This window comes from Lipingzhangella halophila (genome assembly GCF_014203805.1).
Taxonomy (GTDB): Bacteria; Actinomycetota; Actinomycetes; order Streptosporangiales; family Streptosporangiaceae; genus Lipingzhangella; species Lipingzhangella halophila.
Map to the genome: position 1 here is coordinate 3,410,609 of NZ_JACHJT010000001.1, position 24,820 is coordinate 3,435,428.

The 24,820-nt window shown below is 71.0% G+C and carries 24 protein-coding genes; 8 read left to right on the forward strand and 16 right to left on the reverse strand.

Features of this window, described 5'->3' with window-relative positions:
* Positions 1-82: 82 nt before the first annotated feature.
* Positions 83-1,783: a monocarboxylic acid transporter gene (locus F4561_RS15790; protein WP_184579833.1), complete on the reverse strand. Its 1,701-nt coding sequence runs from the start codon at positions 1,781-1,783 to the stop codon at positions 83-85.
* Entirely contained in the window at positions 1,780-2,211 is a 432-nt protein-coding gene (locus tag F4561_RS15795; RefSeq protein ID WP_184579835.1) for a DUF485 domain-containing protein, read from the reverse strand. Before F4561_RS15795 ends, F4561_RS15790 begins: the two co-directional genes overlap by 4 nt.
* Before the next feature lie 378 nt (positions 2,212-2,589).
* Here F4561_RS15795 and F4561_RS15800 point away from each other — a divergent pair, with 378 nt between their 5' ends.
* Positions 2,590-3,555 carry a nucleoside hydrolase gene (locus F4561_RS15800; protein WP_184579838.1) on the forward strand — a complete coding sequence of 322 codons (966 nt, stop codon included), beginning with the start codon at positions 2,590-2,592 and terminating at the stop codon, positions 3,553-3,555.
* Positions 3,556-3,961: 406 nt separating this feature from the next.
* Here the strand turns inward: F4561_RS15800 and F4561_RS15805 are convergent, their stop codons facing one another.
* Positions 3,962-4,780, reverse strand: coding sequence for an ABC transporter permease (locus F4561_RS15805; protein ID WP_184579840.1), 819 nt, complete (start codon positions 4,778-4,780; stop codon positions 3,962-3,964).
* Positions 4,777-5,721 (reverse strand): ATP-binding cassette domain-containing protein, encoded by a 945-nt coding sequence (locus tag F4561_RS15810; protein ID WP_184579842.1) that lies wholly within the window; start codon positions 5,719-5,721, stop codon positions 4,777-4,779. Before F4561_RS15810 ends, F4561_RS15805 begins: the two co-directional genes overlap by 4 nt.
* 85 nt (positions 5,722-5,806) lie before the next feature.
* Here F4561_RS15810 and F4561_RS15815 point away from each other — a divergent pair, with 85 nt between their 5' ends.
* From F4561_RS15815 to F4561_RS15825, 3 genes are all read left to right on the forward strand, one after another.
* A complete protein-coding gene (locus F4561_RS15815) occupies positions 5,807-6,577 on the forward strand; it encodes a TetR/AcrR family transcriptional regulator (protein ID WP_184579844.1) in 771 nt (256 codons plus the stop codon).
* Positions 6,578-6,678: 101 nt separating this feature from the next.
* Positions 6,679-6,870 (forward strand): hypothetical protein, encoded by a 192-nt coding sequence (locus F4561_RS15820; RefSeq protein WP_221445498.1) that lies wholly within the window; start codon positions 6,679-6,681, stop codon positions 6,868-6,870.
* A gap of 414 nt (positions 6,871-7,284) precedes the next feature.
* Positions 7,285-7,572 carry a hypothetical protein gene (locus tag F4561_RS15825; RefSeq protein ID WP_184579846.1) on the forward strand — a complete coding sequence of 96 codons (288 nt, stop codon included), beginning with the start codon at positions 7,285-7,287 and terminating at the stop codon, positions 7,570-7,572.
* A 410-nt stretch (positions 7,573-7,982) separates the two neighbouring features.
* On the opposite strand, the gene F4561_RS34170 is transcribed toward F4561_RS15825, so the two are convergent.
* Positions 7,983-8,249: an acyl-CoA-like ligand-binding transcription factor gene (locus F4561_RS34170; protein WP_281384236.1), complete on the reverse strand. Its 267-nt coding sequence runs from the start codon at positions 8,247-8,249 to the stop codon at positions 7,983-7,985.
* Positions 8,250-9,018: 769 nt separating this feature from the next.
* Between F4561_RS34170 and F4561_RS15835 the strand changes: the two genes are divergently transcribed.
* Together F4561_RS15835 and F4561_RS15840 are read left to right on the forward strand one after the other, a co-directional pair.
* Entirely contained in the window at positions 9,019-10,554 is a 1,536-nt protein-coding gene (locus F4561_RS15835; protein ID WP_184579850.1) for a sodium-dependent transporter, read from the forward strand.
* A complete protein-coding gene (locus F4561_RS15840) occupies positions 10,554-10,676 on the forward strand; it encodes a methionine/alanine import family NSS transporter small subunit (protein ID WP_184579852.1) in 123 nt (40 codons plus the stop codon). Before F4561_RS15835 ends, F4561_RS15840 begins: the two co-directional genes overlap by 1 nt.
* Before the next feature lie 547 nt (positions 10,677-11,223).
* Here F4561_RS15840 and F4561_RS15845 read toward each other — a convergent pair.
* From F4561_RS15845 to hutH, 8 genes are all read right to left on the reverse strand, one after another.
* Positions 11,224-12,324, reverse strand: a complete 1,101-nt coding sequence (locus F4561_RS15845; protein ID WP_184579854.1) for a GNAT family N-acetyltransferase — start codon at positions 12,322-12,324, stop codon at positions 11,224-11,226.
* 114 nt (positions 12,325-12,438) lie between these two features.
* Positions 12,439-12,867: a type II toxin-antitoxin system VapC family toxin gene (locus F4561_RS15850; protein ID WP_184579856.1), complete on the reverse strand. Its 429-nt coding sequence runs from the start codon at positions 12,865-12,867 to the stop codon at positions 12,439-12,441.
* Positions 12,864-13,103, reverse strand: coding sequence for a hypothetical protein (locus tag F4561_RS15855; RefSeq protein WP_184579858.1), 240 nt, complete (start codon positions 13,101-13,103; stop codon positions 12,864-12,866). The genes F4561_RS15850 and F4561_RS15855 overlap by 4 nt, the downstream gene beginning before the upstream one ends.
* Before the next feature lie 44 nt (positions 13,104-13,147).
* Positions 13,148-14,338, reverse strand: a complete 1,191-nt coding sequence (gene hutI / locus F4561_RS15860; protein WP_184583714.1) for an imidazolonepropionase — start codon at positions 14,336-14,338, stop codon at positions 13,148-13,150.
* A gap of 238 nt (positions 14,339-14,576) precedes the next feature.
* Positions 14,577-16,031: a formimidoylglutamate deiminase gene (locus F4561_RS15865; protein WP_184583716.1), complete on the reverse strand. Its 1,455-nt coding sequence runs from the start codon at positions 16,029-16,031 to the stop codon at positions 14,577-14,579.
* An 11-nt stretch (positions 16,032-16,042) separates the two neighbouring features.
* The gene (locus tag F4561_RS15870; protein WP_184579860.1) at positions 16,043-17,269 is read right to left on the reverse strand and encodes an allantoate amidohydrolase; all 1,227 of its coding nucleotides are present in this window, start codon (positions 17,267-17,269) and stop codon (positions 16,043-16,045) included.
* A gap of 89 nt (positions 17,270-17,358) precedes the next feature.
* Positions 17,359-19,032 carry a urocanate hydratase gene (gene hutU, locus F4561_RS15875; protein ID WP_184579862.1) on the reverse strand — a complete coding sequence of 558 codons (1,674 nt, stop codon included), beginning with the start codon at positions 19,030-19,032 and terminating at the stop codon, positions 17,359-17,361.
* A 14-nt stretch (positions 19,033-19,046) separates the two neighbouring features.
* The gene (hutH, locus tag F4561_RS15880) at positions 19,047-20,591 is read right to left on the reverse strand and encodes a histidine ammonia-lyase (protein ID WP_184579864.1); all 1,545 of its coding nucleotides are present in this window, start codon (positions 20,589-20,591) and stop codon (positions 19,047-19,049) included.
* Between the two features lie 538 nt (positions 20,592-21,129).
* Between hutH and F4561_RS15885 the strand changes: the two genes are divergently transcribed.
* Entirely contained in the window at positions 21,130-21,900 is a 771-nt protein-coding gene (locus F4561_RS15885) for an IclR family transcriptional regulator (protein WP_184579866.1), read from the forward strand.
* A 150-nt stretch (positions 21,901-22,050) separates the two neighbouring features.
* Positions 22,051-22,794, forward strand: coding sequence for a nuclear transport factor 2 family protein (locus F4561_RS15890; protein WP_184579868.1), 744 nt, complete (start codon positions 22,051-22,053; stop codon positions 22,792-22,794).
* Between the two features lie 84 nt (positions 22,795-22,878).
* On the opposite strand, the gene F4561_RS15895 is transcribed toward F4561_RS15890, so the two are convergent.
* The 3 genes from F4561_RS15895 to tpiA form a co-directional block, all read right to left on the reverse strand.
* The gene (locus F4561_RS15895; RefSeq protein ID WP_184579870.1) at positions 22,879-23,250 is read right to left on the reverse strand and encodes an RNA polymerase-binding protein RbpA; all 372 of its coding nucleotides are present in this window, start codon (positions 23,248-23,250) and stop codon (positions 22,879-22,881) included.
* Positions 23,251-23,366: 116 nt separating this feature from the next.
* The gene (gene secG / locus F4561_RS15900) at positions 23,367-23,603 is read right to left on the reverse strand and encodes a preprotein translocase subunit SecG (RefSeq protein ID WP_184579872.1); all 237 of its coding nucleotides are present in this window, start codon (positions 23,601-23,603) and stop codon (positions 23,367-23,369) included.
* A 355-nt stretch (positions 23,604-23,958) separates the two neighbouring features.
* A complete protein-coding gene (gene tpiA / locus F4561_RS15905; protein ID WP_184583718.1) occupies positions 23,959-24,738 on the reverse strand; it encodes a triose-phosphate isomerase in 780 nt (259 codons plus the stop codon).
* Positions 24,739-24,820: the final 82 nt, after the last annotated feature.

Sequence of the window (24,820 nt, forward strand, 5' to 3'; positions counted from 1 at the left end):
CCGGCCGGGCCCGGGGCACCGCTACCTGCCGATGGGTTCGGCGCACTGCGCTCGCGCCCCGGTTCCACCCGGGTCCAAGAGGTTAGTCCGCCCCGATTCCGGTCAGCGACCGCACCCGCAGTTCCCGGTAGCGGGCGCGGTCGCGCTCTTTGGAGCGCAGCGTGCCGAAGACGGCGCACAGGAATCCGACGGGGATGGCCACCAGTCCGGGGTGCTCCAGCGGGAACACCTGAATGTCCACCCATGCCGGCAGGAGCGAGAGGTTCTCCCCCGTCTCGGGGTGGACCTTGCCCGACATCACCGGCGACAGCACCATGAGCACCAGAGAGACGCTCAGCCCGCCGTAGATGCCCCACACCACACCGTTGGCGTTGAACCGCCACCAGAACAGCGACAGCACGATCACCGGAAGGTTCGCCGCGGCGGCGATGGAGAACGCCAGCCCCACCAGGAAGGCCACGTTGAGCTCGCTCACCTGGACCGCGAGGACAATCGCCACGGTGCCCACCAGCAATGCCGCGAACCGCGCGATCATCAGCTCCTGGGACTCCCGGGGCCGGCCGGCCATGAGCACGTGACCGAACAGGTCGTGCGCGAGCGAGGTCGAGGAGGCGAGGGTCAGGCTGGCGATGACCGCGAGGATGGTCGCCAGCGCCACCGCGGAGATCAGCGCGAGCAGCACCGCCCCGCCCGCGGGCCCGGCCACGAGGGAGCCGAGCTTCTGGGCCAACTGCGGCACGGCGGTGTTGCCGCTGGGATCCTCTGCGGCGATCCGGTCCGGTCCGACCAGCGCCGCCGCTCCGAACCCCAGCGCGAGCGTCATCAGGTAGAAGACGCCGATCAGCAGGATCGCGCGGCGGACCGAGGTCCGGGCGGCCTGCCCGTCGGGCACGGTGTAGCAGCGGATCAGGATGTGCGGCAGCGCTGCGGTGCCGAGCACCAGCCCCAGCCCCAGACTGAACAGATCCAGCTTATTGATGAGGCTCTGCGCGGGGTCGCCCGCTGTGTCGACGCCGAAGCGCATCCCGGGTTCCAGGAACGCCTGGCCGTGGCCGCTCTCGCGGGCCGCGCTGCTCAGCAGGTCGCTGACGTTGAACCCGAACTGGGCGAGCACGAAGTAGGTCATCAGCGCTGTCCCCAACAGCAACAGCACCGCCTTGATGATCTGCAGCCAGGTGGCGCCTTTCATCCCGCCGTAGATCACGTAGACGATCATCAGGATCCCGACGATGACGATCGCCGACGTCTTGGCGTGCTCCGCCGTCATCCCGAGGAACGTCCCGCCGCGGTCGATGCCCAGCAACAGGGTCACCAGCGCGCCCGCGCCGACCATCTGGGCCAGCAGGTAGAAGATGGTGATGGTCAGCGTGGAGACGGCGCAGGCCACCCGGACCCGGGTGTCGCGCGCCCGGAACGCGGGGATATCGGCCATCGTGAAGCGCCCGGTGTTCCGCATCAGTTCCGCCAGCGGAAGCACCATCATCCAGGCCACCAGGAACCCGATGGAGTACAGGAACCCGTCGTAGCCGTGCAGTGCGATCATGCCGGCGATCCCAAGGAACGACGCCGCCGAGAGGTAGTCGCCGGTGAGAGCCAGACCGTTCTGGGTCCCCCCGAATCGCCGACCACCCGCGTAGAAGTCCACCGCTCTCCTGCTGCCGCGCCGCGCGCGGGCGGTGATGACCAAGGTCGTGGCAACGAACAGCCCGCACAGGGTGAGGCTCCCCAAGTGGGAAAGTCCGATGTCGCCACCAAGGGCGGAGTCGAGCTCGGAGAGGCTCATCCCCGCACCACCCGGCCGTTCCGAATCACCTGGGCGTCTCCGTCCTCGTCGCGCATCATGGCGATATGCGGATCGATCCGGCGGGCCGCGTACCGGCAGTACCCCCATGCGAGAACGAAAGTCGACACGAATTGACCGATTCCCATTACCAGCGCGACATTGATCGCCCCGTAAATCGGGGTAGCCATGAGATCTCGGGCATAGACCGACAGGAAAAGATACGCCAGGTACCAGCCGAGGGAAACCGCGACCACTAAAACGGTCGCCACCACGAACCGCTTTCGTAGTTTAAGGAAGTGCGAGTCCGATGCCAACAGAACGAAGCTCAGGCGTCGTTGCGCGGGCGGTCGCCGATGCGCGCCGCGGATCGGACGTACATCATGCTCATCGGCGGTTGCCCGCACCGCGCCTTCGAGATATTCGACCACGTTTCTCCCCCAACGCGTGGACGTAAAACGGGGAGCCGCACCCCCCGGTTCATTGCTCTCCCCCGGCGATCGGCCCCACGATTCTGGCGGCCGAACGCAGTCAACCTTCGCGCGCCGCGAGCAGAACCCTGAATCCACGGCGCACGGGTTGGGGAATAACCGTATCGAGAGAGCACATCCGGCGTTGCCGATACTGGAAAAATCGGCCATCGAAATCCCTGATCCCCCACGCGGAACGGCGGCCGAGCGCTCCTGTTCCCTGGGCGGTGCCCGGCGGCGCACGCCCGGCACCGGGCGGGCAGGATGGATAACGGTATCCGGTGGGCGTCCAGCTCCGCGCACGCCAACCATCCGCCCTCAACTGGAAAGGTGCCAACCATGACACCCGCGCACCCCGCCCCGGTCGTGATCGACTGCGATCCCGGCGTCGATGACGCGATTGCCCTGCTCCTGGCGCTGGCTTCGCCCGAGTTGGAGGTGCGCGGGGTGACCACGGTCGCGGGGAACGTCCCGCTTGCCGACGTGAACCGAAACGCCGCGCGCGTTCTGGATCTGGCCGGCGCGCCCGCCGGCCTCCCGCTGACGTCCGGCCTCGGCGGCCCGATCGGCCGGGCCCGGCACGCCCATGATGCGCCGGTGCACGGGGAGGGCGGGCTGGGCGGGGTGCGGCTTCCCGAGTCGCGGCGGCAGTTCCGCGATACGCACGCCGTTGACCTGCTGGCTGAGCAGGCACTCGCGGAGCCCGGCGCACTGACGCTCGTGGCCATCGGCCCACTGTCCAACGTGGCGATGCTGCTGCGGCGCCACCCGGATGCGGGGACAGCGTTGCGCGAGATCGTGGTCATGGGCGGCGCCGCGTTCGTGCAGGGCAACATCACGCCGGCGGCGGAGTTCAACTTCTTCGCCGATCCCGAGGCGGCGCGCGTGGTCCTGGAGTCCGGGCTCGTGGTCCGGATCGTCGGCCTCGACGTGACGCATGTGGCCACATTCCCGACGGAGGCGACCGAGCAGCTGGCCAGCCTTCCCGGTGCCGCCGGAGTGGCGGGGACGATGCTGGGCGACTATGGGCGGCGGGAGCGGGCAATCTCCGGGCTGAGGGGCACTCCGGTGCACGACGCCCTCGCGGTCGCGGCCGTGAGCCACTCCCATCTGCTGGGGTGGGAAAGCGGGCAGGCCACCGTCGAGTGCGCCGGCACCGTCACCGATGGAGCGCTGGTGGCCGACCTGCTCACCCAGGACCGGACCCGGGCAACGCGGGTGGCCCGAACAGTGGACTCCCAGGGATTCGCCTCACTGCTCAACGAGCGGCTGACGGGATACGCCCAGTCAGCTTCTCGGCCTTGAAGGGCCGAGCGTGCGGTTGAACGCCTGACTGGCTGGCCGGAACGCCCACCGCGTCTTACCCGTGAACTACTCGTTCGCGGGTGGGACGTGTGGCCTCCGCCCCGCCTCCCACGCGACCGCGCCACGGGTGGCGAGGTCGCGGGAAGCGTTCCGGTCCGCGTGCGCAACGACAAGGAGAGGTTGCGCTGGTCGTAGGGGTGAGCCGCGTCCGAGCGGAAGGTGGTCGGCCTGGACTCCACCCGCTCGCGGCGCCGGCAACCCTTCCTGCCGTAGTTGCCGTTGCGAATGTCCGGCTTCAACGGCGTGTAGGAGTCGGCGACCTTCTTGATGACGTACTGCGCCGCCTGCGAGCCGGTGGCCGCGGGTGTGCGGAGGTCATGTCGCCGCGGCCCACCGGTCCCGGCCCTCAGCGTCCCTTGCGCTTATAGGTGCGGATCGACAGCGGGACGAAGACCACCAGCAGCGCGGCCGACCAGAGCAGGACGGCGGCCACGGGGTGCGCGAGCGGCCAAGCCACGTCTCCGGACGGCACACCCGGGTTGCCGAACAGCTCCCGGGAAGCGGCCGTGAGCGCGCTCACCGGGTTCCAGTCGGCCAGCACCCGCAGCCACCCCGGCATACCGTCCGTCGGAACGAACGAGTTGGACAGCATCGTGAACGGCAGGAACAGCGGTACCAGCTGGTCGGCGACCTCGTCGTTCTTCACCACCATTCCCAGGTAGACGCCCACCCAGCTCAGCGCGTACCGCAGCACGATCAGCAGCAGGAACGCCTCGGCCGTGTGGACCGGGCCGCTATGCGGCTGCCATCCCACCAGCAGGCCCGCCCCCACCATGATGGCCAGCGACAGCAGACCGCCCAGCAGGTCGGCACCGGTCGTCCCGAACGGCACGGCCGACCGCGCCATCGGCATGGACTTGAACCGGTCCATCACCCCGCGGGAGGCGTCGGTGGCCGTCCGCGTCATGACGCTCATCACCGCCGAGAAGGTCACCATCGAGAACAGGCCCGGCATGAGGTACTCGCGATAGTCGCCGCCGCCCGGCACCTGGATCGCGCTGCCGAAGACGTACCCGAACAGCACCACCATGATGGCGGGGAACACCAGCATGGCGACGAGCTGCCCGGGTTCCTGCCGCAGCCGTCCCAGCTCGCGGCCGACCAGGGTCAGCCCGTCGGTGAACGTCCAGCGCAAGCGGCCCATCGGCGGGGTGAGGGCGGTCATCGGACGGGTTCCTTCCGGTCGGTGAGGCGCAGGAACACCTCGTCGAGGGTGGGGCGGCGCCGCCGCACGTCGGCCGCGTCGACCCCGGCGCGGTCGAGCTCGCGCACGACGTCGGCCAGCCGGAAGCCGCCGCCGGGCAGGGCGACGCTGAGCCGGTCGGCGCCCGTCATCGTGGGGTCGGTCCCGGCCAGGGCGTTCAGCACGGTCGCCGCCGGACGCAGCGCGGCGGGGTCTTCGAGGACGACGTCGAGGCGGTCCCCGATCGTGGCCTTCAGCTCGTTGGGCGTGCCCGTGGCGATGACCTGCCCGTGGTCGATGACGGCGATGTCGTCGGCCAACTGGTCGGCCTCGTCCAGATACTGCGTGGTGAGCAGCACCGTGGTGCCGTCCGCCACGAGCTCGCGGACGCTGTCCCAGATCTCGCCGCGGCTGCGCGGGTCCAGGCCGGTGGTCGGCTCGTCCAGGAAGAGCACCTCGGGACGCAGGATGAGGCTGGTGACCAGGTCGAGGCGGCGCCGCATACCGCCGGAGTAGCCGGCGGCCTGACGGTCGGCGGCGTCCATCAGGTCGAAGCGTTCGAGCAGCTCGTCGGCTCGCCGGTGCGCCTCGCGCCGCGACAGGTGGTAGAGGCGCCCGAACATGCGCAGGTTGCCGCGTCCGGTGAGCTTCTCGTCCACGGCGGCGTACTGGCCCGCGAGCCCGATCCTGGTGCGCACCTTGCCGGCCTCGCGGACGACGTCGTATCCGGCGATGCGGGCGTGCCCGGCATCGGGATCGGACAAGGTCGCCAGGATGCGCACTGCGGTCGTCTTCCCCGCGCCGTTCGGCCCCAGCACGCCGCAGACCGTTCCTCTCGGGACGCTCAGGTCCAGGCCCCGCAGCGCATGGATGTCGCCGAAGGACTTGCGCAGCCCCTCGGCGAGCACGATCGGATCCGCCATGACCCCTCCACTGGGTACCTTGTACGCGGTTTTGACGGTCAGGGTAAGCCACTGGGTACTATGTACGCAACAGGAGGGTGGAACGGTGACCGACGCCGAGTACGTGAGCATCTGGATGCGGCCGGAGCGCCCGGCCCGCGGGCCGAAGCCGGCCTACAGCCGCGCGCAGATCACCGAGGCGGCGGTCCGGATCGCCGACACCGAGGGGCTGGAGGCCGCCACCATGCGGCGGATCGCCGCCGAGATCGGCGCGGGCACGATGTCGCTCTACCGGTACGTCCCGGGCCGCGACGACCTCATCGAACTCATGGCCGACCGGCTGATGGGCGAGATCGACGTCGAGGGACTGCCCTCCGGCGACTGGCGCGCGGACCTGACGCGCTACGCCTACGGGGTGCGGGCGATGTGGCTGCGGCACCCGTGGATCGCCACCGTGCACCGGGCGATCCCCAGCTTCGGCCCCAACCAGTTACGCGTGATCGAACGGGTGATGGGGACCCTCGACGCCCACGTCTCCATCGACGAGAACCTCGCCCTCATGGCCGTTCTGAACGGCTACGTCGAGGGCGCCGCCCGCGACGAGGTCAGCTGGGCCGAGGAGGTCCGCCGCAGCGGGCTCAGCGAGACGGACTGGATGGTGCGGACCGGCCCGTACGTCCACCAGCTACTGGAGAGCGGGGAGCACCCGATCTTCAGCAAGATCGTGATGGAGGCGCGCCATCCGCACCTGAGCCGCGACGACCGGTTCCAGTACGGGCTGGAGCGCGTCCTCGACTGCATCGCCGCGGCCCTCCCGCCACCGGCCGAGCCCCCGGTAGCGGCGCACCGGGAGGGGCAGGAAGACCGCGACGATTAGCAGCGGCCGCGGATCGTTCCGGCCTCAGCGGCTCACGGCGGTCTCCCGCTCCACGCGCGACAGCTTCTCGGAAGGCCCGCCGGTTAGAGGACCCGTCTCTCGTGGTAATCGGCACCCAGTCCCTCCGTGCGGCCGCCGGTGTCCCGAAGACCACGACGGGACTGGCCGCCAACAAGAAGGCGTTGGGGCGCAAGCGGGGACTGATCGTCGATGTGATGGGGCTGATCATCGGCGTCACCGTGCTGGCCGCGTCCCCCGCGACGACGTCTACTGGGCCTCGATCGCGAACATGACCCGCCGCCGCCTCGGACGCCTCACCGACAAGGCTTCCTCACCCAACCCGGACGAGGCCGCTACCAGAAACGGACCTGACGCCCTCTAAGAGCAAGGAACGGCAGTCCACCACCGGGATGCCCCACCGGCCGGGTGAGGCGATACCTCCCGGCCTTCCAAGACCACGGGATTCCCGCCAAGGCGGGGCCGGGACTCCCCGTGCGCATTGGGCGCACCACCGGCGCACCCTGGGACCATGGATGACCGTGCCCGCGGAGGTCTGCGAACTTCGTTAGGCTTCAGCCGGGGCACCTCGGCGCGCCGCGCGGCTCCGATGCCGTGTGACGTGGGCGTTACACCACACCCACGCCTTCGAACGCGTGTATGATTTCCCCCAAAGTCTCCGTACCGACTACCGAAAGGAAGCCATCGTCGTGGTCACCGAGGTCTTCACGCGCAAGTATTGCGATCCGCACGCCATTCGCGAGGAGAAGGTCGAGGCGACTGACGTCGTCCAGTTCGCTTGGGAAGGCGCCATTCGCGAGGTCGACGCCTGCGACGAGTGCAAGAAGGAGTACGAGGCCCGCTTCGAGCCGCTGGTCGACTACTCGCGCCCGTTCAAGAAGCGCCGCTCCAAGAAGACCGACGCCAAGTCCGAAGGCGCCTCGGAGGATGCCAAGTCCGAGGACGCCTCGGAGGACGCGGACTCCCCCTCCTCCTGACCCCGCATCCGGCGCGACCGCTCGGCCGGTCCACGAGCGCGGCGCGGAGAACCGCAGGACATGAAAAGCTGCCGGTACGTGTACCGGCAGCTTTTCATGTGGGGGCATCACGCCGGCGCGCCCGCACAAGGCCCTTCCCGGTTGGGGGCCACCGAGATACGTGTAGAAGCTGCCGTGGACGCGCGGCGCCGACTTCGAATCCGGGGTCGGCGGCCGCGGCGGGCGGGTCGCGTTCGGCCCGCCAGCGTGAGAGTGCCTCGGCGGCCACCCGCGCGTAGCGGGCCAGGCTCGTGACGGAGGTGTGCCCGGAGTCCGCGAGCAGTGCGTCGCGGAGAGTGCTGGCGCCGAATTCTGTACCGATCCCCCTCGACCCCCGAGACCTCTTGCCCCGAACGTCAACGCGCGCCAGCTCAGGCGGCGGTGACCCTGCGCAGATCATCGACGGCCGACCGGATGTACGATCCGAGGCCGTGCCCGTCCGGGTCGGCCAACCACTGAGCGAAGGCGATCCGGAACGCGGCCACCCCGGCCTCGGCGGCGAGGGCGGCCGCGGGCTCGGACGTTCCCCGCTCGCGCAGCGCTTGCGCTATCGCCGCGCTCAACTTGGCCATCTTGGCCAGCTCACGTTCCTGCAAGTCGGGGTGCGCGTCGATCACGCTCTGGCGTGTCCGGGCCAGGGCGCGCCGCTCGTCGAACCAGGCGGTGGTGGCCCCGAGATCGGAGTGAAAGCGTCGTGCAGCTCGCGGGCCGGTATCCGGCGCTTGAAGCGGGGGTAGGCGGTGCGCTCGATCGAGGTCATCCGGGCGCCTTCCGGCGTGGCGCTCCGAAAACGCCAGAACCGTACCGAGACGCCCGCTGCGGGCGCTGAGGCGCCGCTGAACCGTTACCGCGCGCCGCTGATCACCACGGGCCCGCGGCAGGTTTTGTACGTATCTCGGTGGCCCTCTGGCTGGCACAGCCACCCAGCACACCGCCCGAGTGCGGCCGCGCCGCGAGCCCGGGTCCCACGTAGCGGCCGATCGAGCCGATGCGGGCGGGACGAGTACGGCCCAGCCGCAGGTGAGCGATAGGATGCCGCATCGCAGGCGTCACAGCCGCCTCACGAGGGCGGTCACCAGACGCGATAGCGGTTGAGCCATGACATCAGCGGACCGGGTGGCATGTGGACCCGGAACGTGAGTGGGCCCGGTCCCGGTGCCGGCCAGCACGGCCGTATGCCAAAGGCGACCGGGCACGCGCGGGGCACGCACCCGGCAGCCTGGCTGCCGGCCCGGCCTCCCTGTTCCGGGCCAGCACGGTGCACCGGTTCCTTCGCGTGGGCGCGAGGGCCATGCCCCGGCGACCACGAGGCTCAGCGGCGATTCGAGTCCCGGCAGCGGACGCCTGTCGAGACAATGTACCGGTCACGCCACCGCGCAGCCGGCGAACAATCTAGGAGTCCCGCATATGGCACAGCAACACCGCGAGCAGTGGGGAACCCGCGCCGGGTTCCTGTTCGCGGCGATCGGATCGGCCATTGGCCTGGGCAACATCTGGCGGTTCCCCTATATCGCCTATGACAACGGCGGCGGGGCGTTCCTGCTGCCGTACCTCATCGCGTTGCTCACCGCCGGCATCCCGCTGCTCATCCTGGAGTACACGATCGGCCACCGCTTCCGCGGGTCGCCGCCGATGGCCTTCCACCGGATGTCGCGTCCCGCGACCGTGATCGGGTGGTGGCAGGTCGCGGTGTGCTTCGTGATCGCGACGTACTACGCGGTGATCGTCGCCTGGGCGGTCCGGTTCGCCGGCTTCTCCATCGGCCAGCAGTGGGGCGACGAACCCGGAGTGTTCTTCGAGGAAAGCTTCCTGCAGGCCACCCGGGCAGACGGGGGGATCTCGGCCTATGTGCCGGGCATTCTGTGGCCACTGCTCGCCGTCTGGGTGATCGTGCTCGCCGTGCTGGCCTTCGGCGTGCGGCGCGGGATCGAGTGGGCGAACAAGATCTTCATCCCGCTCCTGGTGGTGCTCTTCGGCATCCTGGTCGTACGGGCGCTGACCCTCGATGGTGCCGCCCAGGGCCTTGACGCGTTCTTCTCCCCGGACTGGTCGGCCATCACCAGCGGCGGTGTCTGGGTCGCGGCGTACGGCCAGATCTTCTTCTCCCTCTCCGTCGGGTTCGGCATCATGATCACCTACGCGTCGTACCTGCGGCGCCGCGCCGACCTCACCGGAACCGCCATGGTCGCGGGGTTCGCCAACAGCTCGTTCGAGATCCTCGCCGGCATCGGGGTGTTCGCGACACTCGGCTTCATGGCGGTCTCAACCGGGGTCCCCATCGCCGACGCCGAACTCGAAGGTGTGGGATTGGCGTTCGTCGCCTTCCCGACGATCATCTCCGAGATTCCGGTGGGCGCCGCCCTGTTCGGGCTGCTGTTCTTCGTCTCCCTGGTGGTCGCCGGGCTGTCCTCGCTCATCAGCATCGTCCAGGTGGTGGTGGCGGCCGTGCAGGACCGCACCGGGCTCGCCCGGGTTCCGGCCGTGTGCATCGTCGGCGGCGCGATCGCGGCGGTGTCGCTCGCTCTCTACCCGACCGACGGCGGGCTCGCCATCCTCGACACCGCCGACCACTTCATCAACTTCTACGGCGTCGCGCTCGCCGGGCTCGTGATCGTGGTCGTGGTGGCCTGGGTCCTGCGAGGGCTGCGGCGGATGCAGGAACACGCCAACGCCACATCGGCCGTCCCCCTCGGCTGGTGGTGGCGCGTCACCCTCGGGGTGATCACGCCGCTGCTTCTGGGCTGGATGATGTGGGACAGCCTGCGCGGTGAGTTCAGTGAGCCCTACGGCGGCTACCCGCTGGGGCTGCTCCTCATCGGCGGGGTGGGTGTCGCGGCCGGCGCCGTTATCGTCGGTGCCGTGCTGGCCCTCATCCCGTGGCGGCGCCAGGCCACCGACTCCCCGGAGTTCGGGGAGACCACACAGGACGAAGGGACGCGCTGATGTCGACCGGAGCCATCGTGATGCTGGTCATCTCCCTCACCATCGTGTGGGGCGGGCTGGCCCTGGCGGTCATCCAACTACGCCGGCACCCGGAGGAGCCCGAGAACAGCCGCTCGGACTAGGGCCAGCTTCTCGGAGTGCTTGGCTGCTAGGTCGGGTGCCGCCGGGGTTCTGGAGGGTCCGGAGGTGGGGAAGCGAGGAACGAGCGACCACACCGCAGGACCCGAAGGTTCCCGGCCTCCAGGCACCCGACCCAGCGAGCTTGCGAGCCCCAAAAACACCTCGGGTGCCGCCGGGGTTCTGGAGGGTCCGGAGGTGGGGAAGCGAGGAACGAGCGACCACACCGCAGGACCCGAAGGTTCCCGGCCTCCAGGCACCCGACCCAGCGAGCTTGCGAGCCCCAAAAACACCTCGGGTGCCGCCGGGGTTCTGGAGGGTCCGGAGGTGGGGAAGCGAGGAACGAGCGACCACACCGCAGGACCCGAAGGTTCCCGGCCTCCAGGCACCCGACCCAGCGAGCTTGCGAGCCCCAAAAGCAGGGATTGCGGCGGAGGCCGCCGGCACCCGCTCCGGCCGCCTCCACCGCGGCAAATGAACGGGGGAGGCCGTCACCCGGCTGCCGGCGCTCCCCCGTTCCTCATTCGGGGAGTGGTTCGTGGGCGTCCGGCGTCACGCCAACCGCTGTCCCGCGGCTCCCGGTTCGCTCATCAGGCTCGTCAGGCGCCCGGGGCGGCGCGGGGGCACCGACCCGGCGACCGGAAGCCGCGCCTGCACCGTCCCGTGCTGCGGGGCGCGGAGTGTGGCACCCATGGTCCGCATGATGCGCTGCATCGGCCTGTTGCCCGCGACGGTCTCGGCCCGCACCTCGGCGAGGCCCCAGTCGGCGGCGATCGTGGTGAGCGTCCGCGCCAGGGCGCTCCCCACCCCCCTCTGCTGGCAGGAGTCCTCGACCAGGAAGGCGACCTCCCCGACTCCGGGGTCGGGGGTGTACATCAGGTGCGCGAGCGCGACGGGCTCGCCACCCTCCGCCGGGCGCGCGGCCAGGGTCAGCCCGTGCTCGGGGTCGCAGAAGACGGCGAGCATGCGCGGCGACAGCTCGCGCATCACTGTGAAGTAGCGCCGCCGGGTGGTCTCCTCCGAGCAGCGCCGGTGCAGCCGCCGCAGTGGCTCGGCGTCGCCCGCGCCGACCTGCCAGACGAACAGCTCGGTCCCGCCGCTGGTGGTCAGCGACCCGCTGGTGGGGACCGGCCCCGCCGGAGGTAGCACGGAACGGACCAGCGCGTCGGCACGGGCCGACTCCGTCCAGGTGAACGGGCGGTCCGGGCGGCGCAGCCGGACTCCGCGCAAAGGTCCTACGGGGACCAGCAGCGTCGTCTCGGGTTCCTCCAGGAACTCCGGTTCGGGGCGGGTCAGGTTGCTCCACCGGGCCTCGTCGGCGAGCAGCAGCTCACGCAGTGCCTCGGGAAGCTGGTTGGGTTCGGAGCGCAGCCGCGCGGTGAGCAGCAGCGAGCGGGTGACGTCGTCGCCCACCTCCCGCGGCTGCGCCGGCACCGCCGCGACGGAGTCGCTGACGCTGCGCCGGGCGACCTCCCGCACCAGGGCCCGGTGGTCTCCGGGCACGTCGACGATGAACTCGTCGACCACGCCGACGGGATCGGCGTGGATGGACAGGCCCACCACGTTCCCGCCCTCGGCCGCCATCGCCCCGACGACCCCGGCGAGCTGCCCCGGACGGTCCTCGACAGCTGCGCGGATGCGCCAAAGGCTCATGTCGCTCCCCTCGAAGGTGGCGCGCCCGCCAGGTGGCGCCGTTGCGCCGGCGGCGGGCTGCGCCGGTTCCCTTCCATCCTGATGGGAGCGCGTTTCCGCGGTGCTACAACGGAGTTAGTTCTCCGAGAGGAACGGCAGCAGGGTCAGCGCGCCGACATGCTTGGGCCGGACCACCGTGAAATGGCGGCGGTCGAGCGTGGCCACATCGGTGACCCCGAGCCGCTCCGCGCAGGCGATGACCGAGGCGTCGATCGTTCCCAGGGGCAGGTCAGCGTACTGGTCAACGAGCTGCCTGATACGCGCCCAATCGGCGGGCCATACGGGCTCGACATGGAAGTGTCCCGCTTCCAGGTCACGCAGCAGAGCCACCTCACCCTTGGCCCCGATACGGCTACTGACCAGGTACGCGACCTCAGTGATGGACAACGTGGGAAGGACTATGCGGCCCGGATATGTCGTGAGCAACCGCAGTGACGCCTCGTGATCATCGTCGCCGGCGTCCATCATCGCGTAAAGCGGCCCGGTCTCGAGGATGAGAGTCACTGCTCGCCCAACTCTTCGCGGAGAAGCTCGCGTGCTCGACGCGCCGTGTCGTGGTGGCCACTGGTGCCCACACCAGCCGAGTGGAACGTCCTGCTCGATTTCCTTTCGTCTTCGTCCGCCGCCAGGCGGCGGACCACCTCATCCTCAAAGGAGATACCGTGCTGCTCGGCCTCCGCGCGGAGGCGGGCTTCAAGGTCCGCTGGCAGTTCGATGCTGATTGTCACGGTCTTGGCCATAGCGGTCCGATACCCGCTCCGTCCGGGAAATCCACAACCCCGGGTCACGGTGTCCCGCTGACGAGGTCGCCGTCCTTGTACACCGCCGCGACCTGGGGAACGCCCGGCCGGTAGGCGAGGTAGAGGGGGTTGGGGGCGTCCAGCAGGGTGAGGTCGGCGCGCGCTCCCACGCCCAGGTGGCCCACATCGTCGCGGCGCAGGGCGCGGGCACCGCCCGCGGTCGCGGCCCACAGCGCCTCCTCGGGGGTCATGCCCAGCTCGCGGACGGCCAGCGCGACGCAGAACGCCATGCTGGAGCTGTAGCACGAGCCGGGGTTGCAGTCGCTGGCCAGCGCGACGGTCGCGCCCGCGTCGAGCAGCGCGCGGGCGTCCGGGTACCGCTGCCGGGTGCAGAAGTCCACCCCGGGCAGCAGGGTCGCCACGGTGGCCGGACCGGCACCGCCGCGGGCGGACTGCGCGAGGGCGTCGATGTCGTCCGGACCCAGGTAGCTGCAGTGGTCCACCGAGGCGGCGCCGAGCTCGACGGCGAGCCGCACCCCGGGCCCTTCGCCGAGCTGGTTGCCGTGCACGCGGGCGCGCAGCCCGTGCCGCTGCCCGGCGGTGAGGATGCGCCGGGACGCCTCCTCACCGAACGCGCCCCGCTCGCAGAACACGTCGACCCACCGGGCGTGCGGGGCGCACGCCCGCAGCATCGGGCCGGTCACCAGTTCCACGTAGCCATCGGGGTCGGCGGCGTACTCGGGCGGGACGAGGTGCCCGCCCAGGAACGTCACCTCCTCGCTGAGGCGGCCCGCCACACGCAGGCAGCGTTCCTCGTCGCGCACGCTCAGCCCGTAGCCGGACTTGATCTCCAGGGTCGTCGTGCCCTGCGCGCGGGCTTCCCGCAACAACCGGGTCGCCGTGTCCAGTAGGGCGCCGTCGGTGGCGGCGCGGGTGGCGGCCACCGTGGCGCGGATGCCGCCCGCCTCGTAGGGCTGCCCGCTCATCCGGCTGGCGAACTCCCTGCTGCGGTCCCCCGCGAAGACGATGTGCGAGTGGCTGTCCACGAATCCGGGGATGACGCACCGGCCTCCGGCGTCGACGCGGGTGTCGGCGCCGGGCGCGCGTTCCCGCGGGCCGGCCCACGCGACGCGGCCGTCCTCGACCACCAGGGCGGCGCCGGGGAGCTCGCCGAGTTCCCCCGTTCCCAGCTCCGGGGCGTTGCTGACGAGGGTGCCGATGTGGTCGATCACCATGGAACGCGGAACGGGCGCGGCACCGGTCACGGTGCACCCCCGGCGGCGGCACCAAGAGGGCGGGGATTCGCGGCGCGCCGCCACGCAAGGAGGGTTCGCCGCGGTGGTGCGGCGCTGCCCCCGCGCGTCCACGATGGCTGCGCGCGACCGTGCGGCGCGCGCGGAGCGGCGCCCCGTACACCGGAGGGCCGCCTCCTCCGCCAGTGATGGGGGCTCCGGCGCCACGTCCGAGGTGTGCTCATGCGTACAGCTCCCTGATCACGGAGCCGAGTTCGAGGGCGGTGTCGGGGACGGACAGGTGTGCCCTGTCGCGGACGATCCACTGGCCGTCGGCCATGACGTGCCTGATGTCGGCGGCTGTGGCGGCGAAGACGGCGGTGCCCGGCGCGTGCGCCGGCTCGAACCCGGCGAGCCGGACGCTGTCGAGGCTGATGTTGACCAGGTCCGCCCGCGCTCCCGGCCGCAGGGCGCCGGCCTCCGGCGCGGTCGCGGTCCCCCACCCGAGCGCGGCGTGCCCATTGGCGGTGCCGGCACGGTACAGGTGCTGGGCGTCGAGGGTGCCGCGACGGCCGGTACGCAGCCGTTCGTGCAGCTCGGCGCCGCGCATCTCGTCGAACATGTCGATCTGGGCGTGCTGGTCGGTGCCGAGGCTGATCCGCACCGCCGGTTTCTCGCCGCTGGCCGCGGCCACCAGGTCGCCCGTGCGCGCGATGCCGTCAGCGAGGTCGCGTTCCGTTGTCGGGCACAGGCATACGCCCGCCTCGGCGGCCCGGATTGCGCGGACATCGCCGTCGCTGAGGTGGGTGGCGTGCACCAGGGTGGTCCGCTCTCCCAGGGCGCGTGCCCGCGCCAGGACAGCGGTGGGGGTCCGGCCGTAGGCCGCCATGGCCGCCTCGTTCTCGGCGGGCTGCTCCGAGACGTGCGCGTGCAGCGGAGCACGCGCCTCGTCCGCCCAGGCCACGATGGGTGCAAGCTGGTCGACAGGCACGGCCCGGACCGAGTGCACGGCCGCGCCGCCGCGGGCGTGTGCGGAGCTGGGCCGGAAGGCGTCCACCCGTGCGACCCACGCGTCGGCGTCGCCGTCGGTGAACCGCGCCTGCCGCGGCTCTGGCGGCCGGTGCCGCCCGTCAGGGGCAATGCCGCCCGCCAGGTAGCACGTGTCGAGCACGGTGATCCGGATCCCCGCCTCGCCGGCGGCGGCGACGAGCGCCGCACCCATGGTGTTCGGGTCGTCGTAGGGTTTGCCTCCGGGGGCGTGGTGCATGTAGTGGAACTCGCCCACAGCGGTGATGCCCGTGAGCGCCATCTCGGCGTAGACGGCGCGGGCGAGGCGGAAGTAGCTGTCGGGGGTGAGCCGTTCGGCGACCCCGTACATCTGCTCGCGCCAGGTCCAGAACGATCCGCCGCCGGCGTGGGTACGGCCGCGCAGTGCCCGGTGGAACGCGTGCGAGTGCGTGTTGGCCAGGCCCGCGATGGTGAGGCCGGGCAACCATTCGGCGTCGGCCGGCGCGGCCGTGTCCGGGGTCACCGCGACGATCCGGCCGCCCGTGTCGACCTCGACGAGTACACCCGGGGCGACCACCGCGCCGGGCTCGCCCGTCCACGCCCACTCGCACCAGTACCGCGGGTTCTCGCCTTCGTCGCCGGCGTGCAGCTCCCGCTCCAGCACGGCGACGGTCGACCGGGCCCCCATGTCGCCGGAGCTCACTGCGGCTCCTCACTGAGCAGATCGGCGAGGACGTTGGTCAGGACCGCCGTACCGGCGTGGCAGTCGGAGGGTTCGGCGTACTCCTCCGGAGCGTGCGAGATTCCGGTGGGGTTGCGTACGAACAGCATCGCCGTGGGAACGACGGCGGCGAGGACACCCGCGTCGTGCCCGGCCCCGGTGGCCAGCACCGGAGCAGGGCCGTCGGTTCCGCCGGCGATCGCCGCGATGCGGTCGCGCAGCTCGTGCTCGAACCGCACGACCGGGGTGCTCGACTCCTGGAAGCTGGCGAGGAACACGCCGTGCTCCACGGCGTAGCGCCGCGCCTCGGCGTCGACGGCGTCGACGACGGCGCGCAGCGTCGCCTCGTCGGGGGCGCGGGCGTCCAGCCAGGCGCGGGCCTTGGATGGAACGGCGTTGGTGCAGTTCGGTTTGGCCACCATCTTTCCGACGGTGGCCACCGCCCCGCGCGCCTCGGCCACCGACCGGGCCGCGATGACGGTGTGGGCCAGGGGCAGCATGGGATCGTGGCGGTCACCGAGCTGGGTGGTGCCGGCATGGTCCGCCCGGCCGGAGAACTCCATGCGCCACCGGCCGTGCGGCCAGACGGTGCTGGCCACCCCAACGGGCTGCCCGGTGTGCACGAGGCCGCGGCCCTGCTCGATGTGCAGTTCGAGGAACGCGCTGATCCGGCCGGCCAGGTCCGGGTCCGCTCCCATGCGGTCGGGGTCGAGTCCCGCCTTCTCCATAGCGCGGGCCCAGGTGGTGCCGTCGGTGTCGGTGAGCGCGCTGGCACGTTCGGGGGTGATCGCGCCCGTCAGCAGCCGGCTGCCGAGGCAGGGGACACCGAAGCGTCCGCCCTCCTCCTCGACGAACACCACCACGGCGAGCGGGCGCCTCGGCCGCACACCGCGGCGCCGCAGCTCATCCACTGCCGCTAACGCTCCGACCACGCCGAGGGGGCCGTCGAAGGCGCCGCCCTCGGGCACGGAGTCCAGGTGCGACCCGGTGACAACGGCGCCGGGGCCGGGCTCGCCCCACCACGCCCACAGATTTCCGTTCCGGTCTGGCCGCACGTCGAGCCCACGGGCCGCGGCGGCCTGGGCGAACCAGGAGCGGACCGCGGAATCGGCCGGCGACCAGGAGAGGCGCTGATACCCGCCGGTGGTCCGGTTCCGACCGATGGGCGCCAGCTCGGCCCACAGGGCATCGAAGGTAGCGGTCATCTCGGTCTCCTCGGTTCTCGGTCGCTCGTTCCCGCGGCGCTTGCGGGTGCCGTACCGGCACGCACGGGGCCACGCGGCCCCGGCGGCGGTCACTCCTCGCGCATCGGTACCCGGATGCCATGGCGCGCGGCTACCGTCTCAGCTTCGGGGTACCCAGCATCGACGTGCCTGATGACCCCGGTTGCCGGGTCGTTGCTGAGCACCCGGTCCAGTTTCGCCGCCGCGAGCCCCGTGCCATCGGCGACGCTCACCTGGCCGGCGTGCAGCGAACGTCCGATGCCGACGCCGCCGCCGTGGTGCACGGACACCCACGACGCTCCGGAGGCGGTGTTGACCAGGGCGTTGAGCAGCGGCCAGTCGGCGATGGCGTCCGAGCCGTCCCGCATGGCCTCGGTCTCGCGATACGGCGAGGCGACTGATCCGGTGTCCAGGTGGTCCCGGCCGATCACCAACGGCGCACTGACCTCACCGGAGCCCACGAGCTGGTTGAAGCGCTGCCCGGCCGCGGCCCGCTCACCCTGGCCGAGCCAGCAGATCCGGGCCGGCAGTCCCTGGAAGGCGACCCGCTCCCCCGCCAGCTTGATCCACCGGCCCAGTGCCTCGTTCTCCGGGAAGAGGTCGAGGACCGCCTGGTCGGTTCGGTAGATGTCGGCGGGGTCGCCCGACAGCGCGGCCCACCGGAAGGGGCCCTTGCCTTCGCAGAACAGCGGGCGGATGTAGGCGGGGACGAATCCGGGAAAGTCGAACGCGCGCGCGTAGCCGGCGGTGCTGGCTTCGCCCCGGATCGAGTTGCCGTAGTCGAACACCTCGGCTCCCGCGTCGGCGAAGGCCACCATCGCCTCGACGTGCGCCGCCATCGACGCCCGCGCGCGCTGGGTGAACTCCTCGGGGCTGGCCGCCGCGTACTCCCGCCAGTCCTCGAACGCCACGCCGCTCGGCAGGTACCGGAGCGGGTCGTGCGCGGATGTTTGGTCGGTGACGATGTCGATGGGCGCGCCGCGCCGGAGCAGCTCCGGTAGCACGTCCGCGGCGTTGCCGAGCAGTCCCACGGACAGCGGGCGCCGCGTGTCGCGCGCCTCGGTGGCGAGCCGCACCGCCTCGTCCAGCCCGTCGGCGCGCACGTCCAGGTAACCCGTCCGCAGGCGCCGCTCGATCCGGCTGGGGTCGCACTCGACGACGACGCACGTGCCGCCGTTCATGGTGATCGCGAGCGGTTGCGCGCCGCCCATGCCGCCCAGCCCGGCGGTGAGGGTGGTGGTGCCGGCGAGATCACCGCCGAAACGCCGGGCGGCCACCGCGGCGAAGGTCTCGTAGGTGCCCTGCAGAATGCCCTGGGTTCCGATGTAGATCCAGGACCCGGCCGTCATCTGCCCGTACATAGTCAGGCCGAGCGCCTCCAGGCGGCGAAACTCCGCCCAGTCGGCCCAGTCGCCGACCAGGTTGGCGTTGGCGATGAGAACCCGGGGCGCCCACTCGTGGGTGCGCAGGATCCCGACCGGGCGGCCGGACTGCACCAGCAGGGTCTCGTCTGCCTCCAGGTCACGCAGGGACGCGGTGATCCGCGCGAAGCTGGTCCAGTCGCGGGCGGCCTTGCCGGTGCCGCCGTATACGATCAGCTCCTCGGGGTGTTCGGCGACGTCGGGGTCCAGGTTGTTGTGCAGCATCCGCAGGGCGGCCTCCTGCTGCCAGCCCTTCGTGGAGAGCGTCGTGCCGCGCGGGGCGCGCACCGTGTGCGGACTGTGGTCGGTGCTGGTGCCGCTCATCTGGGACCTCCGGGTCAGGCGAGTGGGACGACCGTCTCGGCGGCGGTGAGAACGCTGCCGTCAGCGATGAGGTCGGCGGCGGCCTCGATCTCGGGACCGAGGTGGCGATCCGGCCCGGGCCCGGCCACACGTTCCCGAACGCGGTCGCGGACAGCGGCGGTGGCCGGGCCCGGAGTCAGCGGGCCGCGCAGGTCCAGGGCCCGGGCCGCGGTCAGCAGCTCCACGGCCAGAACAGTGGTGAGGCCGGCGACCGAGCGGCGCAGCTTGCGCGCCGCCGCCCACCCCATCGAGACGTGGTCCTCCTGCATCGCCGAACTGGGAATGGAGTCGACACTCGCCGGGACGGCGAGGCGTTTCAGGTCGGAGACGATCCCGGCCTGGGTGTACTGGGCGATCATCTGGCCGGAGTCCACGCCGGGGTCGTGGGCGAGGAACGCGGGCAGGCCGTGCGACCGGGCGACGTCGAGCATCCGGTCGGTCCGGCGCTCGGCGATGGCGGCGACGTCAGCCGCCGCTATGGCCAGGAAGTCCAGGACGTAACCCACGGGCGCCCCATGGAAATTGCCGTTGGACTCCACGCGCCCGTCGTCCAGCACCACCGGGTTGTCGATCGTGGCGGCGAGCTCGCGCGCGGCCACGTTGTCGGCGTGCGCGAGGGTGTCGCGCGCGGCCCCGGCCACCTGCGGCGCGCACCGCAACGAGTAGGCGTCCTGCACTCGGGTGCGACCGGCGGCCCGGTGCTCCGCGACGATGGGCGAGCCGTCCAGGAGCGCACGCATGTTGGCCGCCGCCGCGGCCTGCCCGGGATGCGGGCGCAGCGCCTGGAGGTCGGCGCCGAATACCCGGTCGGTGCCGAGCAGGGCCTCGACACTCATCGCCGCGGTGATGTCGGCGACACGCAGTACCCGCTCCAGGTCGTGGCAGGCCAGCAGGAGCATGCCGAGCATGCCGTCGGTGCCGTTGATGAGGGCGAGCCCCTCCTTGGCCGCGAGCTCGACGGGGGTCAGCCCGGCCTCGCGCAGTGCCGCGGCGGCGGGCCGCGACTCGCCGCCGGCGTCGCGGACCTCGCCCTCCCCGGTCAGCGCCAGCGCGACGTGCGACAGCGGCGCGAGGTCGCCCGAGCATCCGAGGCTCCCGTACTCGGCGACGACAGGGGTGACACCCGCGTTGAGCATGCCGGCCAGGGCCTCCGCGGTCCGCACCTGCACCCCTGACTTGCCCGAGGCGAGGGTGCGCAGCCGCAGCAGCATCATCGCGCGCACGACCTCGCGTTCGACCTCGGCGCCCGCACCGGCCGCGTGCGAGCGGACAAGGGAGAGCTGCAACCGGTCACGCAGCCCCGGCTCGATGTGCCGGGTGGCCAGGGCACCGAACCCGGTGCTGACCCCGTAGGCGGGGTCGGGGCCCGCGGCCAGCGCCCGGACCCGTTCGCGCCCTTCAGCGAGGGCCTTGCGGGCGTCGTCGGTGAGATGGGCGCGTGCGCCGTGGCGGGCAACGGCGACGACGTCGTCCCGGGTCAGTGGTTCGCGGCCGAGAAGGATGTCCGGCGAGGTAGCCATGCCTCCATTGCACGCGGTGTGCGGCGCGCACGCGAGCCCTAACACGGCGATAGTGTCCGAGGTTTCAGACAACACCGCGGTGACGACGCCGTGCGGTACGCCGTGGCCCCCACCAGGCAGTGTTTTTTGGGCTCACTGCCGCTCACCGGGTCAGGCGCCCCGGAAGCCGGGAACCTTCGGGCACCTCCGGTGTGCCGCCCAAACGGCTCCGCCACTCACGGCCACCCCACCTACGGACCCTCCAGAACCCCGGCAGCCCCCGACCCAAAAAGGCGCAGGGCGCCCCACCTCCACGGTGGGGCGCCCTGCGCAGTGCGTGGGACGGACACGCACTTTAGGGGGAAAGTTCTTCCGTCGAAGTTGAATTAACAACCACCGTGGATCATAACGGACACCCCGGCCAGACGCCCCACCCGATCGTGCGGCGCTGACCAGCGGCGCAGCAGGAGCTCCTGCACCTACCCCGTGCCCTATCTGGGGATACGTGATCTTCTGTCCTGCCCTGGGGGATCGACACATACCGTGCCACAATCGGCCAATGAGCCATGTGCCGGCCGTCACCCGGGCGCTGCGCGTCCTACGGTTCCTCGCCTCCCGCACCGGGCCTGTGTCGGCGACGGCCGTCGCCAGCGAGCTGGGCCTGCCCCGCTCCAGCACGTACCAGTTGCTGGAGGCCATGGCCGAGGAGGGGTTCGTCACCCACCTGCCGGAGGAGCATCGGTGGGGGCTCGGGGTCGCGGCGTTCGAGATCGGATCGGCCTACCTGCGCCACGACCCCCTGGAGCGCCTTTCTCGCCCGCTGCTGGCCGAACTGGCCAAGCAGACGGGCGCGACCGCGCACCTGGGCGTGCTGCACGGCGCCACGACGCTGTACCTGCTCAAGGAGCAGTCCTCGCACGCGCCGACCCTCGTCACTGGGGTCGGTGTGCGGCTGCCAGCCCACCTCACCGCGTCCGGACGCTCTCTGCTGGCCCACATGCCCAGGGCCCACGTCCGGGCGCTCTATCCCGGGGCGGGCGGGTTCGTGGACCGCACCGGAGCCGGCCCCGCGTCCCCGACCGAGCTGCGTGAGGTCCTCAACCGCGAGCGGCGGCAGGGCTGGTCGAGTGAGGAGGGCCAGGTGAGTCCGGGCTTCTCCTCGGTGGCCGCCGCCGCCTTCGACCACAATGGCGCCCCGGTCGCGGCGATCAGTCTGACCGTGCCGAGCTCCCACCCGAGCGGCCTCGCGGATCTCGCACCGCACGCGCGGGATGCCGCCGCCGAACTGACCCGCAGGCTCGGCGGGAAGCATCCCGGTACCGCGGGCTGAACCCCATCGAGCCCACCCGGGACGGTCCCGGTACGGGCATCCAGCGACGAGTTCCCTTTTCACAAGAGATGACCCCGCGTTGAGGGACACGCGCGACTTTCCGGGCGCACCCTTGGCCCAAGGGCAAGTTTCGCGAAAGGGGACATCACCATGTCGATCAAGGAAGAGACGCCCCACAGGTTCAACGCGGGCGAACTGCGCCACGCGCTCGAGGACAAGGACCTCGATGCGATGCTCGGCCTGTTCACCAATGACGCCGAGTACCGCATCGTCAGCAAGAGCTCACCGCCGTCGTCTCCCCACGTGCTGCGCGGGCGTGACCAGATCGGTGAGTTCATCCGCGATGTCTTCAGCCGCGATCTCAACCACGAACTGAAGAACGTGGTGGTCGAGGGCGACCACGTCGCCTACGAGGACCTGTGCACCTACGGCGACGGAACCCGGGTCATCGGCGTATGCATGGCGGACCTGGACAACGGCCGCATCAGCCGCGTCACCGACGTCGAGTCGTGGGACGAAGAGTCCGCGAAGACGGAACCGAGCGAGGCACAAAGCGGCGACTTCTCCGCACCCGGGGAAACCCGCACGTTCGACCACGGCCGGTTGGACCTCGTCCACATCGGAGGCGGTTCCGTGGGGCGCTTCCAGCTCGAACCGGGGTGGCAGTGGTCCACCCACATCAAGCCGATGGTCGGCACCGAGCTGTGCCAGAGCGAGCATTTCGCCTACCACATCTCGGGGACCCTGCACGTGCGGATGGCCGACGGCTCGGAGTTCACGCTGGGCCCGGGCCAGGTGGCGCACATACCTCCCGGGCACGACGCCTGGGTGGAGGGCGACGAGGCCGTGGTGATACTCGACTGGACGGGAGCCAAGCACTACGCGCAGCGCTGACCGCCCACCGCGCCGGAGCGGGTCCATACGGGGCGCGCCCGCGGTCGCGTGGCGCAGCGGGCACGCCGCCGCTACCCGGAAGCGTTAGTTGGCGTTGGCCTTCATATGCGCCTCGATCTCGGCCCGGTCGGCGCGCAGCTTGGCCAGCGCCTCATCGAGGATGAGCCTGCCCTCCTCCTCGGTGCGGCGCTCCTTCACGTAGGCCAGGTGCGTCTTGTACGGCTCCGTACGCGGCGGGGACGGCGGATTCTGCGCGTCCTTGCCCGCGGGGAACCCGCACCGAGGGCAATCCCACTCCTCGGGAACCGCGGCCTCGTTCGCGAAGCTCGGAACGACCTCGTGCTGGTTCGCGCAGTAGAACGGGACCCTGACCCGCGGCGCGGACTCACCGCGCTCGGCCTCGCCCATCGGACCGGCGCCGACGCGGCTGCCCCGGATGGCGCTACCACTACCCACGAAAAACTCCTTCGGCGGATGTGCCCCGGTGAGGGGGAGGAAAGCTGGCGTTCATGCCCGCGCGGCGGCACAGCACAGGGGATGCGTGCCCGCCTCGCGTGGACGCGGAATCTAACCTAGCCGCCCCGGTTGATCAACAGCCCCAGCCCGACCGCGCAGACGATCCATACGAGGGCCGTAACGATCGTCAGACGGTCGAGATTGCGCTCCACGACCGACGAGCCGCCGAGCGACGAGGTGACACCGCCGCCGAACAGATCGGACAGGCCGCCGCCTTTGCCCTTGTGCAGCAGCACCAGCAGGACAAGCAGCACACTGCAGAGCATCACGACGATTTGCAGACTGAGGATCACACGCTCACCCGTAGCTCACCCCCGCAAGCGGCGGGGAATGGACGATCTAGAGAGCCCTCCAACCGCGGTCTCGCCACTCGGCTCGGCCAAGGGCCCGGCGCGGAGAAGGGACCGGGACAGTTCTCAATATTACCGCGTGCCACTGCGGCACACGCCTGGTTTTCGGGACTCCTCCCACGACCGAAGTCGCGGGCTTCTCCCGACGCCATTCAGGCGGCGGGAAGGACCAGCCCGGCCCTGATACCAATATGGAAACCTTCGGGGCAGTCTAGCCCCTTCAACGGACCGCTCGATGCGGCCCGGCGCGCGAACCAGCGTGCCGGACCGGTCTCGCGGTGTCACCCGGACGAGAGCGTCACCCTTGGTCGCGGAAGCGGACCAGGGAGACGAAATCGTCGGGCTTGAGGCTGGCGCCCCCGACGAGGGCGCCGTCGACGTCGTCCTGCGCCATGATCCCGGCAATGTTGTCGGCCTTGACCGACCCCCCGTACAGGATCCGGGTGGCCTCGGAGACGTCGTCCGAGTACAGCTCGCTGAGCCGGGCGCGCAGCGCCGCGCAGACCTCCTGGGCGTCCTCGGGGGTGGCGACCTCGCCCGTTCCGATGGCCCAGACCGGCTCGTAGGCGACGACCAACCGGGCCGCCTGCTCCGCGGGGACACCGGCCAGCGCGCCATCGAGCTGCGCGACGGTGTGGGAGACCTGCTCGCCCGCCTTGCGGACCTGCAACCCCTCACCCAGGCACAGGATGGGCGTGATGTCGCTGGCGAACGCGGCCTTGACCTTGCCGTTGACGGCGGCGTCGTCCTCGTTGTGGTACTCGCGGCGCTCGGAGTGCCCCGCGAGCGCGTAGGTGCAGCCGAGCTTGGCCAGCATGCCGCCCGAGATCTCGCCGGTGTAGGCGCCCTTCTCGTGCTGCGAGATGTCCTGCGCGCCGTAGGTGATCCGCAGCTTATCGCCGTCGACCAGCGTCTGCACGCTGCGCAGCGCGGTGAACGGCGGAAGCACGGCCACCTCGGTCTGGTCGAAGTCGGTGTCCTTCAGCGAGAACGCCAGCTTCTGGACCAGCGAGATGGCCTCAAGATGGTTGCTGTTCAGCTTCCAGTTGCCCGCGATGAGCGGTGTGCGCTTGGCCACTGCCATTGTCCGTTCCTCGAAAGTAGATCTGCAGGAGTGTTCGGTTCGGGCCGCCGCGCGCCGGGCGCGCGGCGGCCGTGGT